The organism is Caldalkalibacillus salinus, from assembly GCF_016745835.1.
In the GTDB taxonomy this organism is placed as follows: domain Bacteria; phylum Bacillota; class Bacilli; order Caldalkalibacillales; family JCM-10596; genus Caldalkalibacillus_A; species Caldalkalibacillus_A salinus.
On the sequence record NZ_JAERVL010000004.1, the window covers coordinates 232,679 to 246,409 of the forward strand.

10 protein-coding genes and 1 other annotated feature (1 of these 11 running past the window's edge) are annotated in these 13,731 nt (G+C 41.8%); of the genes, 7 read left to right on the forward strand and 3 right to left on the reverse strand.

Annotated elements, in window-relative coordinates:
• Positions 1-17 precede the first annotated feature (17 nt).
• On the forward strand, positions 18-1,340 hold the full coding sequence (gene murC / locus JKM87_RS04855; protein WP_202078521.1) for a UDP-N-acetylmuramate--L-alanine ligase: 1,323 nt from the start codon (positions 18-20) through the stop codon (positions 1,338-1,340).
• Positions 1,341-1,458: 118 nt separating this feature from the next.
• On the opposite strand, the gene JKM87_RS04860 is transcribed toward murC, so the two are convergent.
• The gene (locus JKM87_RS04860) at positions 1,459-2,574 is read right to left on the reverse strand and encodes an aminopeptidase (protein WP_202078523.1); all 1,116 of its coding nucleotides are present in this window, start codon (positions 2,572-2,574) and stop codon (positions 1,459-1,461) included.
• Between the two features lie 145 nt (positions 2,575-2,719).
• Here JKM87_RS04860 and JKM87_RS04865 point away from each other — a divergent pair, with 145 nt between their 5' ends.
• The gene (locus tag JKM87_RS04865) at positions 2,720-3,217 is read left to right on the forward strand and encodes a DUF948 domain-containing protein (RefSeq protein ID WP_202078525.1); all 498 of its coding nucleotides are present in this window, start codon (positions 2,720-2,722) and stop codon (positions 3,215-3,217) included.
• A 2-nt stretch (positions 3,218-3,219) separates the two neighbouring features.
• On the forward strand, positions 3,220-3,732 hold the full coding sequence (locus JKM87_RS04870) for a YtxH domain-containing protein (protein ID WP_202078527.1): 513 nt from the start codon (positions 3,220-3,222) through the stop codon (positions 3,730-3,732).
• A gap of 196 nt (positions 3,733-3,928) precedes the next feature.
• On the opposite strand, the gene JKM87_RS04875 is transcribed toward JKM87_RS04870, so the two are convergent.
• Entirely contained in the window at positions 3,929-6,091 is a 2,163-nt protein-coding gene (locus tag JKM87_RS04875) for a cell division protein FtsA (protein ID WP_202078529.1), read from the reverse strand.
• A 337-nt stretch (positions 6,092-6,428) separates the two neighbouring features.
• Between JKM87_RS04875 and JKM87_RS04880 the strand changes: the two genes are divergently transcribed.
• From JKM87_RS04880 to JKM87_RS04895, 4 genes are all read left to right on the forward strand, one after another.
• Complete coding sequence (locus JKM87_RS04880; protein ID WP_202078914.1) at positions 6,429-7,517, forward strand: bifunctional 3-deoxy-7-phosphoheptulonate synthase/chorismate mutase; 1,089 nt, start codon at positions 6,429-6,431, stop codon at positions 7,515-7,517.
• A gap of 227 nt (positions 7,518-7,744) precedes the next feature.
• Positions 7,745-8,029: a hypothetical protein gene (locus tag JKM87_RS04885; RefSeq protein WP_202078531.1), complete on the forward strand. Its 285-nt coding sequence runs from the start codon at positions 7,745-7,747 to the stop codon at positions 8,027-8,029.
• 216 nt (positions 8,030-8,245) lie between these two features.
• On the forward strand, positions 8,246-9,253 hold the full coding sequence (gene ccpA / locus JKM87_RS04890; RefSeq protein WP_202078533.1) for a catabolite control protein A: 1,008 nt from the start codon (positions 8,246-8,248) through the stop codon (positions 9,251-9,253).
• Positions 9,254-9,293: 40 nt separating this feature from the next.
• Positions 9,294-10,007: a 5'-methylthioadenosine/adenosylhomocysteine nucleosidase gene (locus JKM87_RS04895; protein WP_202078535.1), complete on the forward strand. Its 714-nt coding sequence runs from the start codon at positions 9,294-9,296 to the stop codon at positions 10,005-10,007.
• 163 nt (positions 10,008-10,170) lie between these two features.
• Here JKM87_RS04895 and JKM87_RS04900 read toward each other — a convergent pair whose 3' ends face one another.
• Positions 10,171-13,467: a transglycosylase domain-containing protein gene (locus JKM87_RS04900; RefSeq protein ID WP_202078538.1), complete on the reverse strand. Its 3,297-nt coding sequence runs from the start codon at positions 13,465-13,467 to the stop codon at positions 10,171-10,173.
• A 222-nt stretch (positions 13,468-13,689) separates the two neighbouring features.
• Positions 13,690-13,731 (forward strand) — a binding site (T-box leader); it runs 199 nt beyond the window's last position.

The window sequence follows — 13,731 nt, forward strand, 5'->3', positions numbered from 1 at the left end:
GGATGGAGGTTGCCAAGGTGACAAAGTATCATTTTGTGGGCATTAAAGGTTCGGGTATGAGCCCTTTAGCACAAATATTGCATGATATAGGGTATGATGTGCAAGGCTCTGACGTAGATACATTTTATTTTACACAGAAACCATTAGAAGAAAAGAACATACCGATTCTGCCCTTTCAGAGACAGAACATCAAACCTGGCGTGTGTGTCATAGCTGGGAATGCGTTTGGTGATGAACATGTAGAAGTGGCGGAGTGTCATAGGAAGGGAATTCCTGTTTACCGCTATCATCAGTTTTTAGGTTCATTTATTCAGCAATTTGCGAGCGTAGCAGTGACAGGTGCTCATGGGAAAACATCAACGACTGGGTTGTTGTCCCATGTGTTAAAAGGCGTACGACCGACATCTTATCTAATCGGGGATGGCACAGGGAAAGGCGTACCTGGGAGTGACTGTTTTGTCTTCGAAGCATGCGAATATAAACGACATTTCTTAGCCTATTCACCTGACTACGCAATTGTAACCAATATCGATTTTGATCATCCAGATTATTTCAGTGGTTTGGACGATGTCATAGATGCGTTTCAGACTTTTTCTCAACAAGTCAAGAAAATGGTCGTGGCTTGTGGAGATAATGTCCCAGTCCGACAACTACAACCTAATGTCCCTGTCATGTATTACGGCTTCGGGAAGGAGAATGATCTTATTGCTCACTCTCTTGAAACGACACAGAATGGCATCCGGTTTCAAATGACTTATCTCGGAGAAGACCTAGGGGCGTTCATGATCCCAATGCATGGGAAACATAATGTTCTAAATACATTAGCCGTAGTAGGGATATGTTTAGCAGAAGGGATTCCTTTACACAAAATCAACGAGCGCCTATCTTCGTATAGTGGGGTAAAGAGAAGATTTCATGAGAAACCGTTAATGAATAATATACTCATTGATGACTACGCCCATCACCCAACGGAAATCGGAGCAACGATTGAGGCTGTGAGATCAAAGTATCCAGAAAAACACCTTGTCTCCATATTCCAACCGCATACGTATACACGGACAGCCATGTTTCTAGACGAGTTTGCTCATGTTCTATCCGAGTCCGACGCGGTTTACGTGTGTGATATTTTTGGGTCAGCAAGAGAGAAAAACCAAACGTTGTCTGTCCAAGAATTGTTGGACCGCATTCCTTCATCCAAATTCATTTCTGAACAGACAGTGGGGCAGCTCAAAGAATACTCAGACGCCATCTTATTATTCATGGGTGCCGGAGATATTCAAAAAATACAGTTGGCCTTTGAGCATGAAGTGACGACAGCAAACGAAGCAAGCATAAATTAACATCCTGCGTGTCAGGTACTTTTCATTACGGGGTAACCGTAACCTTTTATCCATTAAAAAATAAAAAGAGCGCTTTTGCGCCCTTTTGTACTGTAGAGACTGATCTCTACAGTTTTTTTTATTTTAAAGCCTCAGGGTTGAGTGGCTTTAGTTCATCAACAACGAACAGTCCGTCCTTACGTATAAGGACATCGTCAAAATACATCTCGCCGCCACCATATTCTGGTCGCTGAATGCAGACCATATCCCAATGAATAGAGGACTGGTTACCGTTCGGTGCATCATCATAGCACTGTCCCGGTGTAAAATGAAAGCTTCCGGCGATTTTTTCATCGAACAAGATGTCTTTCATTGGATGTAAAATATATGGGTTTACCCCGATGGCAAACTCCCCAATATATCGCGCTCCTTCATCAGTGTCGAAAATTTTTTGAATACGGTCCGTATCGTTGGCGGTGGCCTCTACAATTTTGCCGTCCTTGAATGTCAATTGTACATTTTCAAAGGTGAACCCTTGATAGGGAGAAGGTGTGTTATAAGTCAGTGTACCGTTAACTGAATCCTTGACGGGGGCAGTGAAAACCTCTCCGTCCGGTATGTTATGCTCGCCTGCACACTTTACCGACGGTATATCAAGTACTGAAAAAGTGAGATCTGTTCCAGGCCCTGTGATACGGACCTTGTCAGTACGATTTAACAAGTCGACAAGGGCATCCATTGCCGTAGACATTTTGGCATAGTCCAGGTTACAAACATCAAAATAAAAATCTTCAAATTGCTCTGTACTTTGTCCAGCTAGTTGGGCCATGGATGATGTGGGATAGCGTAATACAACCCATTTTGTTTGTGGGACACGGACTTTGCTATGTACCGGATGATTATAATGAACAGCGTATAATGTCATTTGTTCCGCTGGGATATCCGCATATTCAGTCGCATTATATCCTCCTCTGATCCCAATATACGCATCCATTTCACTCATACGCTTGGTGTCTACCTCTGCCATCAATTTAAGTTGATCGGCTGTGGCTCCCTTTATCAGCTGTCTGTTTACTTCATAATCTTGAATGTTAACGAAGGGGAGCGCACCTACAGCGTAAGCTTCCTCTACAAGGGCATTAACGAATGATTTTTCAAATCCAAAATTCTCTATCAGTACTTTTTCACCCTCACGAAGCTGACATGAATATCGAATAAGATTGTAAGCCAATTCTTGAATACGTGGATCTCGCATAATCTTCCTCCTTCAGTGTTGATATATTATAGTGTATCAGCTAGGAGGACAAAATGAAAAAGTTTTATTTGGTCTGGAGAATGGGTATAGAACCATATCACATCTTCGTTTATAATGAAGAGGACGAAAGGGGGAGTGAAAACAAATGGACAACATGATCGAAATAAGTGTAGCTGTTATTGCTGGTGCCTTTATCCTTTTAGTTATTTATGTCATTGCGACACTAAGGTCCGTACGACGGTCACTTCACCACTTAGACAAGTCAATCATACATATGCAACAACAAGTGGATCAAGTCAGCAAGGAAACCACCGAATTAATGAAAAACAGTAATCGTTTGGCTGTTGATTTACAACGCAAATCAAAGACCATGGATACGCTTTTTCATTCCCTAGGTGACGCCAGCCAAGTGATTCAACAAATGACCACCTCATTAAAGCAGGTTTCGTCCTCTTTAACGAACAATGTTCAAAAAACAGTTGATGGAACGAACAAACATCAAGATCGTATTAATGACGTCGTGAAGTATAGTTCATTAGCCCTTAAATTTTGGCAAGCGTGGCAAGCACGGAGAGAGAGTGAACAGCATAGAAAAGATATTACATCTCAAACAGAGAGAGAGTCAATAAAAAGGAGGAGTTAAAAATGGCTGAAAATAACAACAATAATAACAATATGAATGGGAAGGATTTTGTCATTGGCGCTTTAGTAGGTGGTATTATTGGGGCAGGTGCGGCACTACTACTAACACCTAAGTCTGGTCGCGACTTGAGAGTTGACATTTCAGACGGTTACCAAACGGCGTCTCAGAAAACGAAAGAGATTGCTAAGAACGTCGGTGAAAAGTCTGAGTATTTTACAGGCAGAGTGAAAGAGGTTGCAGGTCATGTCAAAGAGGACTTCGATAAATTTAAAACAAATCTTCAAGATTCAGAAGAAGAGGTGACAGAGGAAACGGTGGCTGAAGAAAGCCAAGAGCAAGTAGCAGCTTCCATTGATGATGAGTCTACCACATTGAGTAGCTATTCATCGTTGTCTGATACCCAAGAAGATGTGCAGGAAGACCAACAGGAAAGCGATCATCTCCATAGTGCTGCTAAGGAAAAGTCACTAAGCGATTTCCGCTTTTCTGGAAATAGATTCTCCAATGACGTTTAATCACGATAAAGCTTCATAACGCCTCTATTGCGTCAAGCGTTAAGTGACATATGAGTCAGCAGGAAGGTCGTTTATAACGGTTCACTTCATCACAAACACGATGTCACCATGCTTTATCACACAGCAAAGCTGCTCCGTTAAGGAGCAGCTTTTTGTTTGAGTGATATAAGGTAATTGAAGAGAAAAATTTACCTTTTTAGTGCCATTCAATTTTTAAGTGGTCACCGTCTCGGATCGGGGTATCAAAGCTAGCCACTTCACCGTTTACCGTGATAATCATCCGTTTGCTCTTATCGGCTTGTTGTGGGTCAAAATCAACATAACGGAAGATATCATTGAATAGTAAGGTCGTATCTTTCTTCTCTTTGAATTCAATATTATCCCCATCTTCAAGTACTTCTTCAAGGGTGGTTGCCACCCCATTTTTGAAAGCGGTGTATGGTGTTTCATCCATAATGACTTTGTGATCATTGAATACGACTCGCACTTGATTTGGATTATCCCATCCCTCAGGTACGATATCTTTAATGCGTATAACAGCGGGACCCGTTTCTTGTATTTGAATACGGTCTAAAGACTGCACTGGAGATCTTAACGAAGCGATTTGACCGTTTAAGAAAATATCGGCTTGTTTAAACTCTAGACGTTTTTCTTCTTCATTCAACAAGTAGTGAATGATCTTAGAGCGGAACATGTTCACGTCAAGATCTAACTCTTCGAATAGCTCCTGTACCGTTGTAGGAAGAGTGACGGTTACTTTATCTCTATCCTCTAGTAACCGATCTTTATGCACCGCTTGTCCGTTTACAATAATTTTGGGCGGAAACGAGAAGGAATTTTCGTTTACGAATACTTCTAAAGGCTCGGGTGTCACAATAATATCCTCGACTGTCACAGTCGCGTCGATGCCATCTTCTCCCGGTATGATTTCAATATCGTCACCTTCATGGAGTGGTGAATCTAGATCTACTTCTTCTCCGTTACAGTAAACGGTAGGAGGGAAGCCATGGGTGCCTGGTACGTTCAACTCTTTGCCGTTCGCTACAATATTGATTTCATTTCCTGGTTTACCGTGTAGTTTCTTTACGTTAAGGCCTGCAGCGAGGATCGCGTCACCAAGCGTCAAACGTTGTAAATCAAATAAGCGAACCGTATTTTGATTTACAGTGACGGATAGATATTTGACTGGGTGCTGCTCGGCAGCGATGGCAATCCCGATTGGTGTTACCGATTCTGGACCATCAAAATCTTGGTCCACTTCAACTTCGAAATCCACTTGTTGATTGATTTGAAGACCGCGAATACCCACTCTGTTTTGAGGCAATCCAATAATTTCTGCAATCCAAGTATCCAAAGTCGGCGTGAGCGCACCGCCACCAATCAGCATGACCGCTTGAGGTGTGCGACCATTTAAATTCATGATTTCTTCCGATATACTTTGGGCCAGTTTTTGTACGGCTGGTTGAATCGTATTAATGACTTGCTTTGATGGTAATAATTGCTCGAAACCTAAGACATCATTGAATTCAACCTGCTCTGACGAGAAGAGCTGTCTTTTAATTTCTTCGGCAATCGAGAAATCTAGTAAATAATCTTGGGATATCGTTTCTGTAATTTCGTCCCCTGCTGTTGGTACCATACCGTAAGCCGTAATGGCACCTTCTGATGTAATAGCGATATCGGATGTACCTGCGCCGATATCAACGAGAGCAATATTTAATCTTCTCATAGTAGAAGGAATGAGTACATTAATGGCTGCGATCGGTTCTAAGGTCAATGCTTTCAATTCCAGACCTGCCCGTTTTAACGCTGAGATCAATGAGTCAACCACGACGCGTGGTAGGAACGTAGAAATGACTTCTACACCAGCTTGCTTACCACGTTGGTCAATCAGGTTACCGATCTGCTCTCCGTCAAGAAGATACTGTATCACTGAATAACCCACACAATAATAATTTGTTTGTTCCTCATCTCCGAGCTCTTCAGCGAGTTCTTGTTGCGAAAGTTGTACCGCTTCAAGCTCCATGGCCACAATATCTGACCTTGTCAGTAATGGACGGCCAGCAATTTCTTTCGCCACTTCGGAACGCTTTGTTCTTAAAGAGCGACCAGCTGCAGCCACTGCTACTTTTTTGAGAGGGCCGTGGTTGACTTCAAGCGCTTCTTTGACTTGTTGTATGACGGCAGCCACAGCCAAGACATCGTGAATCTGTCCGTCAACCATTGAACGTTCTCTGTGCTCCCGGAATACATAATCTACGACACTATAACGATCACCATGTTGTTGCAGAATGATGCCGACAACACTACGGGTACCGATATCTAAAGCGAATATGTTATTGGTTTGTTCCTCACTCATGATTTAGCCACTCCTTAATCCAACATTCGACATCCTTAGAGTATCATTCGACTTTTTTTTCAAAAAACCTTTCTTCATAGAAAAAAATCTATGCATAAGGGTACAAATTTAATAAAAAGGGTTGCGTTTGAGGGGCATTATCTATAATAATAGAGGAAATAAATACTTTAACGATTTTATGCTTTTATGCGCTAAAATATTAAACGAAAAGATCGTACTAAAAAGCCTAAAAAAGCGCTTGAAAAAGCATATGGATCGTGATACATTGTCTAGTAATATTTTTAGTAAGATATTGACATTAAGATCACCTTTTAAAGAAGAAGAGGAGAGTGGAGAGATGAGTAACGAACAGTTAGACACGTTGAGAGACCAGTTAGATGAGATTAACCTTAAGATGCTTGAGCTGATTAATGAAAGAGGGAAAATTGTTAAAGAAATTGGTCAAGTGAAGCGTAAGTCTGGTATTAACCGCTTCGATCCAGTAAGAGAGAGAAAAATGCTCGATCTACTTGCCGCTAATAATGAAGGGCCTTTTGAGACAGGAACCATTCAACATTTGTTCAAACAAATATTCAAGGCTTCATTAGAGCTTCAAGAGGACGATCATCGTAAGGCCCTACTAGTGAGTCGTAAAAAACAAGCGGATGATACTGTGGTAGAGGTCAAAGGGGCCAAAATAGGAGGCTCCGAACCGATTTTAGTTGCAGGCCCTTGTTCCGTAGAGAGCTACGATCAGGTAAAAGCGGTGGCTGATAATCATACTGCACATGGATTGAAATTGCTTCGTGGTGGCGCGTTTAAACCGCGAACGTCCCCATACGATTTCCAAGGTCTTGGAGTAGAAGGGTTAGAAATTTTAAAACGCATTGGTGATGAGAATAATTTAGGTGTCATCAGTGAGATCGTTGATCCGAAAGATATCCCTTTAGCCACTAAATACGTGGATGTTATACAAATTGGAGCAAGAAACATGCAGAACTTCGAATTACTAAAAGCAGCAGGTTCTGTCGATCACCCTGTTCTTCTTAAGAGGGGGATGTCAGCCACAATAGAAGAGTTTATCTTAGCAGCTGAGTATATCGTGTCCAAAGGTAACACTAAGGTGATTCTATGTGAAAGAGGTATTCGAACTTACGAGAAAGCCACACGTAATACTTTAGATATCTCATCTGTACCGATATTAAAGCAAGAGACGCACCTACCTGTATTAGTTGATGTGACGCACTCAACCGGACGTAAGGATATCATCCCTCAAACGGCCAAAGCAGCGCTCGCAATCGGTGCGGACGGTGTTATGGTAGAGGTACATCCTGATCCAGCGGTGGCATTGTCAGATGCGGGACAGCAACTTAATATTGATCAATTTAACGATTTTCTGGATACTTTAAAAGGGTCAGGGTTACTTAAAAATAAAGTTTCAGTATAGGTCTAACGCTTTTTGAACAAACGTATAACCTACTCAAACATTGGGTGCTTTTGGTTGCATAACCATTCACATCCATGGGTATATTATACTTACTGTTTTAGACTCATGACAACGAAGAAAAACAACTTACAGGTAAAGTGTTGAGCTACGCCATTTTGTTGACGTGCAAATGAAAAAAGAGTAATGTGGAGGGGAGACAACTTTTTTAGAGATTAAGGTGAGTAATCATGGACATGATAATGTTAGTTTTGGGTTTGGCTATTTTCACCATGTTAATCAATGTTCCACTAGGGATGTGGAGGGAATCTGTGCGCAAGTTCTCCCCTTCATGGTTTATTGCCGTTCATGCTTCTGTCCCTCTGGTCATTGCGTTACGCATATGGCTTGATGTGACGAATTGGGCTATCCCTTTTTTGATTGGGATTGCGATTCTGGGGCAGTTTATAGGCTCAAGAGTGTATCGTCACAAAAATGCTGTGCATAAAGTGAAAAAGGTCAGTGATAAAACATAAACAAAACCAAAGGCTCCGAGATAAAGGGGCCTTTGGTTTTGTCTCGTTTGAGTATATTTCCTCACAGCGTGTGGACACTATAAAAGATCATTGTCGAATTATGAAATTCTTGTGAAATAAATTGCGGTATCATGCGAATTATCGTATCATTACATTAATCATGAAAACTTATGAAAACCAAAAGATGTAAATGGATAGATCGGAGGCTAATGTAAGATGAATATTACGATTTACGATGTTGCCAGAGAGGCAGGCGTGTCCATGGCAACTGTTTCTAGAGTGGTTAACGGAAACCCCAACGTGAAACCAGCAACAAGAAAAAAAGTAATGGAAGCCATACAACGTTTAGGATATAGACCGAATGCTGTGGCTCGAGGTCTAGCTAGTAAACGAACGACCACAGTAGGGGTCATTATCCCTGATATCTCTAGTCATTTCTATGCCGAATTAGCGAGAGGGATAGAAGATATCGCCAATATGTATAAATACAACATTATTCTATGTAATTCCGACCAAAAGATGGATAAGGAAATTCACTTAGTGAATACATTGTTAGAGAAACAAGTGGATGGACTCCTGTTTATGGGAAGTCAAATTACCGAGGAACATAAGCAAGTCTTTACCACAGCTTCAGTTCCTATTATCTTATCGGCAACAAGAGATACAGAGTCAGAGTTACCATCAGTCAACATTGATTACTACCAAGCGACTTACGATGCCACAACGGCATTAATTGAACGGGGCCATAAGTCTATTGGGTACATCTCAGGTCCGTTAGAAGACCCACTAGCGGGTCAACTGCGTTTAGAAGGTCATAAAAAAGCACTTGCTGACGCTAATATTGAGTGGAATGAGTCTTACTTACAAATAGGAAACTATAGATATGATAGTGGTCTGAACGCTATGACACATTATTTAAACATGGCAGACAGACCTACAGCAGTCATGGCTATGAGTGATGAGATGGCGGTGGGTGCCATTCATTCTTGTCAGGATAACGGTGTTCATATACCAGAGGATATTGAAATTATCGGTTTCGATAATACACGCCTTTGTACAATGGTTAGACCAACACTCAGTAGTGTCGTACAACCGATGTATGACATCGGGGCCGTATCAATGCGCTTGCTAACGAAGTATATGAATAAAGAAAAGGTCGATGATCATCTCGTGATCTTGCCACATCGTATTGAAGAAAGAGGGTCAACAAGACACGTGGGGTGAATCACAAATACATCGATGATTTAATAACAGTAGGAGGCGTGTGGCATTGAGGCGTATTGGCATTATAGGAGCTATGGACGAAGAAATAGCCTTGTTTCTAAGTCATATCAGGGATGTAAAGGAAGAAAACAAGGCTGGTATTACTTATTTTTTTGGTACGTTACATGGACATGCTATCGTGCTATGTAAATCCGGAGTGGGTAAGGTGAACGCCAGTATTTGTACACAACAAATGATTGATTTGTACAGCGTTGATCGCATCATCTTCACTGGCGTGGCTGGTGGCGTTGACCCACAACTAGATATAGGGGATATCGTCGTCTCTACTGATTGTTTACAGCACGATATTGACGCAACAGCTTTAAGTGCTCTTGATATAGAACGAGGGCAAATTCCTTTTGCAGAGACATCTATTTTTCAGGCTAATGAGCAACTCGTCGGACTTGCACTACAAAGTGGTCAGCAGTTTACTGATGTTAAAGTAACAAAAGGTCGTGTACTCTCTGGGGACCAGTTCATTGCTAATGCAGAAGACGTACAAGACTTGCGTCATACTTTTCAAGGGGCGTGTGTTGAGATGGAGGGAGCTGCAGTGGGACATGTCTGTCATGCTAATGATGTTCCGTTTGTCATCATTCGATCTTTGTCTGATAAAGCAGACGGGTCAGCAGATGTGAATTTCATGTCGTTTACCAAGCTAGCTTCTGAGCGTTCTTTTGAGATGGTTAACCGTATGTTAAAGGGCTTAGACTAAGGGTGCCAGGTCATTGGCGACAAAGCAACATGATAAAATGAGTTATATAAAAGCCATATAGAAAAAGAGCGACTGTGTTTTACAGTCGCTCTTTTTTAGCTCTACAAGACTCATTCGTGTCATCGTCGTTTGATTACTCGTAAGTCTATAAGCATTTAAAGTGTTAGTTATTTTTTTGTCGACCAGGTGCTTGGTCGGAGTTTCCTCTGCTACTCGTCTCTTTTTCCTCAGTTTCTCCTTCTGAGTCATCGTTTGTACCCTCTTCCGTTTCTGTTTCTTGATCTGAACCGGAACCTTCTTCTCCTTCTTCCTCTGATTGATCGTCTTCTTGAGGGCCATTGCCATTATTGCCATTACCGTTCTGATTTGGCTCTTCTTCGTCGGTGCTATCCTGATTACCAAGGTTCATCTGTACAATATTACTTGGCTCAGATTCTCCATCTTCGTTCGTAGCCGTTACGTAATAGGAGTACTGACCAGCACCGTCAAGAACGGAATGGGTATAGCTCGTATCACTCGTTGTGGTCAATTGTTTATATCCACTTTCAGAATCTTGACTATAGTAAATTGTATAGTGCAGCACGTTATCAGATTCCGCATTTGCATTCCAAGTTAACTCTACACCTAAAAGATTGCCACTTCCACTTAATCCACTAGGTGCTGAAGGACCCGGAGGTGTGAAGAAGGAATCAGGTTCAGAGAAATTACTTGTCACGATTTGAGAAGGGTCAGATTCATTACCAGATATATCGACTGCTGTTACACGGTAAGCGTAGGATGCTTCTCGGCTTGACCCCGTATCCAAATATGTTTTCTCACTAGAGTCTGGCACACTTCCAATGTGTACAAATTCACCGTCCTGGGTCGCTCTATATATTCTGTATCCAGCAATATCGTTGTCTCCAACCGGCTGCCAAACAATATTGAGGCCATCGGAACTCCGGAAGACGGTGTCGACGCCTTGAGGCACATCTGGACGTTTGCCGTTATCTTCTCGAGGATCTTCTTCTTCCGGTGCTGTGATAGACCAATCCTGAGGTAGGTAACGCGCACGTTGTGATTGATATTTAGCTGGGATATCTAATGGTTCTCGCTCAACAAATAATCCTGTAGAGACAAAATCATCCGGTGTTTCATCATGTGCCAGATATTGTTTGCCGTTGACAGTAATGACCCGTCCCTGTATGACCTTATCGTCGACCTGAGTTGGGACATGCTGTCTGTTGAAGTAATCTGTCACAAGGTAGCCTGCTTGTCTGCAGAGTTTAGAAGGCAGCATACCTGATTTAGAGCAGACCGTTGCAGTGACAATATTATTCGGTTCATTAAAACGTGCTTCAGCATTGACATATTCAGGTCGTAATTCCTGTACCTTTTTCATGAGGTTTACCCATAGATTTTGCGTCCGTGGTGAATAGTTGCCTTGTAAAGTTTCACGCTTATCATACCCTGTCCAAACGCCCATGGATACGTTCGGTGTATAACCGATAAACCAGTAGTCATATTTATCGTTCGTTGTACCCGTCTTACCTGCGATATCTAAACCAGATCCCATGCCTCGACGTACACGTGAAGCGGTACCTTCATTGACGACTGTACGTAGCATATCATTCATTAGAAAAGCCGTTTGTTCTGAAAACACTTGTTTTGGTTGCGGATCATGATGATAGACAACTTCTCCATCGAAAGTTTCTATTCTTTCGATCAAATACGAGTCATGGTACACCCCATTATTAGCAAAGGTAGCAAACGCATTGGTATTCTCTTCAACAGTCATGCCGTACGTCATGCCGCCAATGGCTACTGAAGGTGCATGATAGTCATTCTCATGGATTGTCGTAATACCCATCTGCTTCAAATAATCAAACGGGACTTCTTCACCGGCTTCTTCTTGGACCTTAAGGAATGATCGAATCGCTGGTAGGTTATAAGACTGTTCGAGTGCTTTTCTCGTTGTGACTAACCCTTGATAGCGATTGTTCCAGTTACGAGGCACCCAGTAATCGCCTGAACCATCTAAACGGAAGATAGGTGCATCGTCTACAGGTGTAGCAGGCTGTAGAAGACCGAGCTCAACAGCTGGCGCGTAATCTAATAATGGTTTAATAGAGGAACCCGGTTGTCTTGGTTCATCATTGAGGTTATATTCCATTTCATTGAAATCACGTCCCTCAATCATCGCAATGATAGCGCCAGTAGAGTTATCTAAGAGTGTTACAGCCGTTTGCTCTAGGTAACCGATTTCCCGTTCTTCTCCCGTTTCTTCGTCAACAACCGTATAAGTATGTTCTCTGCTTCGTGGTCCGAAAAGCTCATCATTCTTGGCTATTTCATGAAAAGCTTCATACAATTCTCGGTCTATTGTCGTATAAACCTTATACCCACCTCTAGAAAGTTGGCGGCGTGCCATTTCACGGTATTCGTCAAGTTCTTCATCTGTTAGCTCATCCTTATCGATCTCAAGATCCTCAAGTATTTGTTTCAATAATATGTTATTGGCACGTTGTTCGATCTCAAACGTGAGAAACGGATAGTTTTCAACGATACTTTTCGTTGGTTGCGCTAGGCTCTCTCTAATATCAAACGATTTTGCTTCCTCATATTCGGCTTGTGTAATAAATTGCGTTTCTATCATACGGTTCAAAACGACATTCATTCGTTTAAGCCCAGTTTCCAGTTTTTCTTCATTGACGGCCCCACTTCTGGTAAATGGCGTGTACCGCCCAGGACTTTGGATCATACCTGCAAGATAAGCCGATTGAGCAATGTTAAGATCCTTCACGCTGACACCGAAGATACCCTCAGCAGCCGCTTGTACACCTTCAACGTTAGAGCCGTTAGCGTTGTATCCCATATAGACAATGTTCATATAAGCCTCTAGGATTTCGTTCTTATTAAACATACGCTCTACTCTCATGGCGAGGAGCATCTCTTTAAACTTTCGGTCAAATGTTCTTTCTGGTGTAAGTACTTGGTTCTTCACAAGCTGTTGTGTGATAGTACTCCCACCGCTACCTGCACCCATTTCAGTAAACTGTTCAATAGCAGCTCTCGTTACGGCTTTGAAGTTAACGCCAGTATGATCATAGAAGACATGATCTTCCGTAGCCAGAATAGCATCAATCAGATGTGGTGAGACTTCTTCGAGTGTCACAGGCTGCGATACATCAGACGTGCGTAGATTGCCGATAAATTCATTATTACGGAAATAAGCTTCACCCGTTTGATTATAATTGTGGATGAGTTCGTAAATTTCATCATATTCGCGTACAGGCTCGTCCTGTACATGAGCAGCAAAGAAACCGGCAGCCGCTGCTCCAGCGAAGAGTGTGCCCATTAATCCGAGGACAATGAAAACTTGTATGACAATCCACATGGCCTTAATAAAGGTCAGGAAACGATTTTTTTTACGTTTTTGTTTTTTTGTCGTATTTTTGTTCTCGGAGTTCTTTTTAACCATATTCCTATCCCCCCTAGGTAACAGGATTATTATAGCATATGTGTTTGTATAAATACATTTCAACATATAATGACGTTGCACGTCTCAAAAAGTTGTAGAATATTGACATGCTATAGTCAAAATGTTTATGATATTAATATTGAAAAGAGAATCTATACTATTATTCGTTAGCCGTCGGCAAATATGACCGGCTCATTGCTCTTTTGCAACTAAAATTCTATATCAGTTACGATGAATGATGAAAGTAGACGTTCTTCTCGCTTT

Bases quoted from the DNA above. Each gene is read 5' to 3' on its own strand.
- JKM87_RS04885 (WP_202078531.1), top strand. From the start codon at position 7,745: ATGGACATGATAATGTTAGTTTTGGGTTTGGCTATTTTCACCATGTTA.
- JKM87_RS04900 (WP_202078538.1), bottom strand. From the start codon at position 13,467: ATGGTTAAAAAGAACTCCGAGAACAAAAATACGACAAAAAAACAAAAA.
- JKM87_RS04880 (WP_202078914.1), top strand. From the start codon at position 6,429: ATGAGTAACGAACAGTTAGACACGTTGAGAGACCAGTTAGATGAGATT.
- JKM87_RS04870 (WP_202078527.1), top strand. From the start codon at position 3,220: ATGGCTGAAAATAACAACAATAATAACAATATGAATGGGAAGGATTTT.
- JKM87_RS04860 (WP_202078523.1), bottom strand. From the start codon at position 2,574: ATGCGAGATCCACGTATTCAAGAATTGGCTTACAATCTTATTCGATAT.
- JKM87_RS04875 (WP_202078529.1), bottom strand. From the start codon at position 6,091: ATGAGTGAGGAACAAACCAATAACATATTCGCTTTAGATATCGGTACC.
- JKM87_RS04865 (WP_202078525.1), top strand. From the start codon at position 2,720: ATGGACAACATGATCGAAATAAGTGTAGCTGTTATTGCTGGTGCCTTT.
- ccpA (WP_202078533.1), top strand. From the start codon at position 8,246: ATGAATATTACGATTTACGATGTTGCCAGAGAGGCAGGCGTGTCCATG.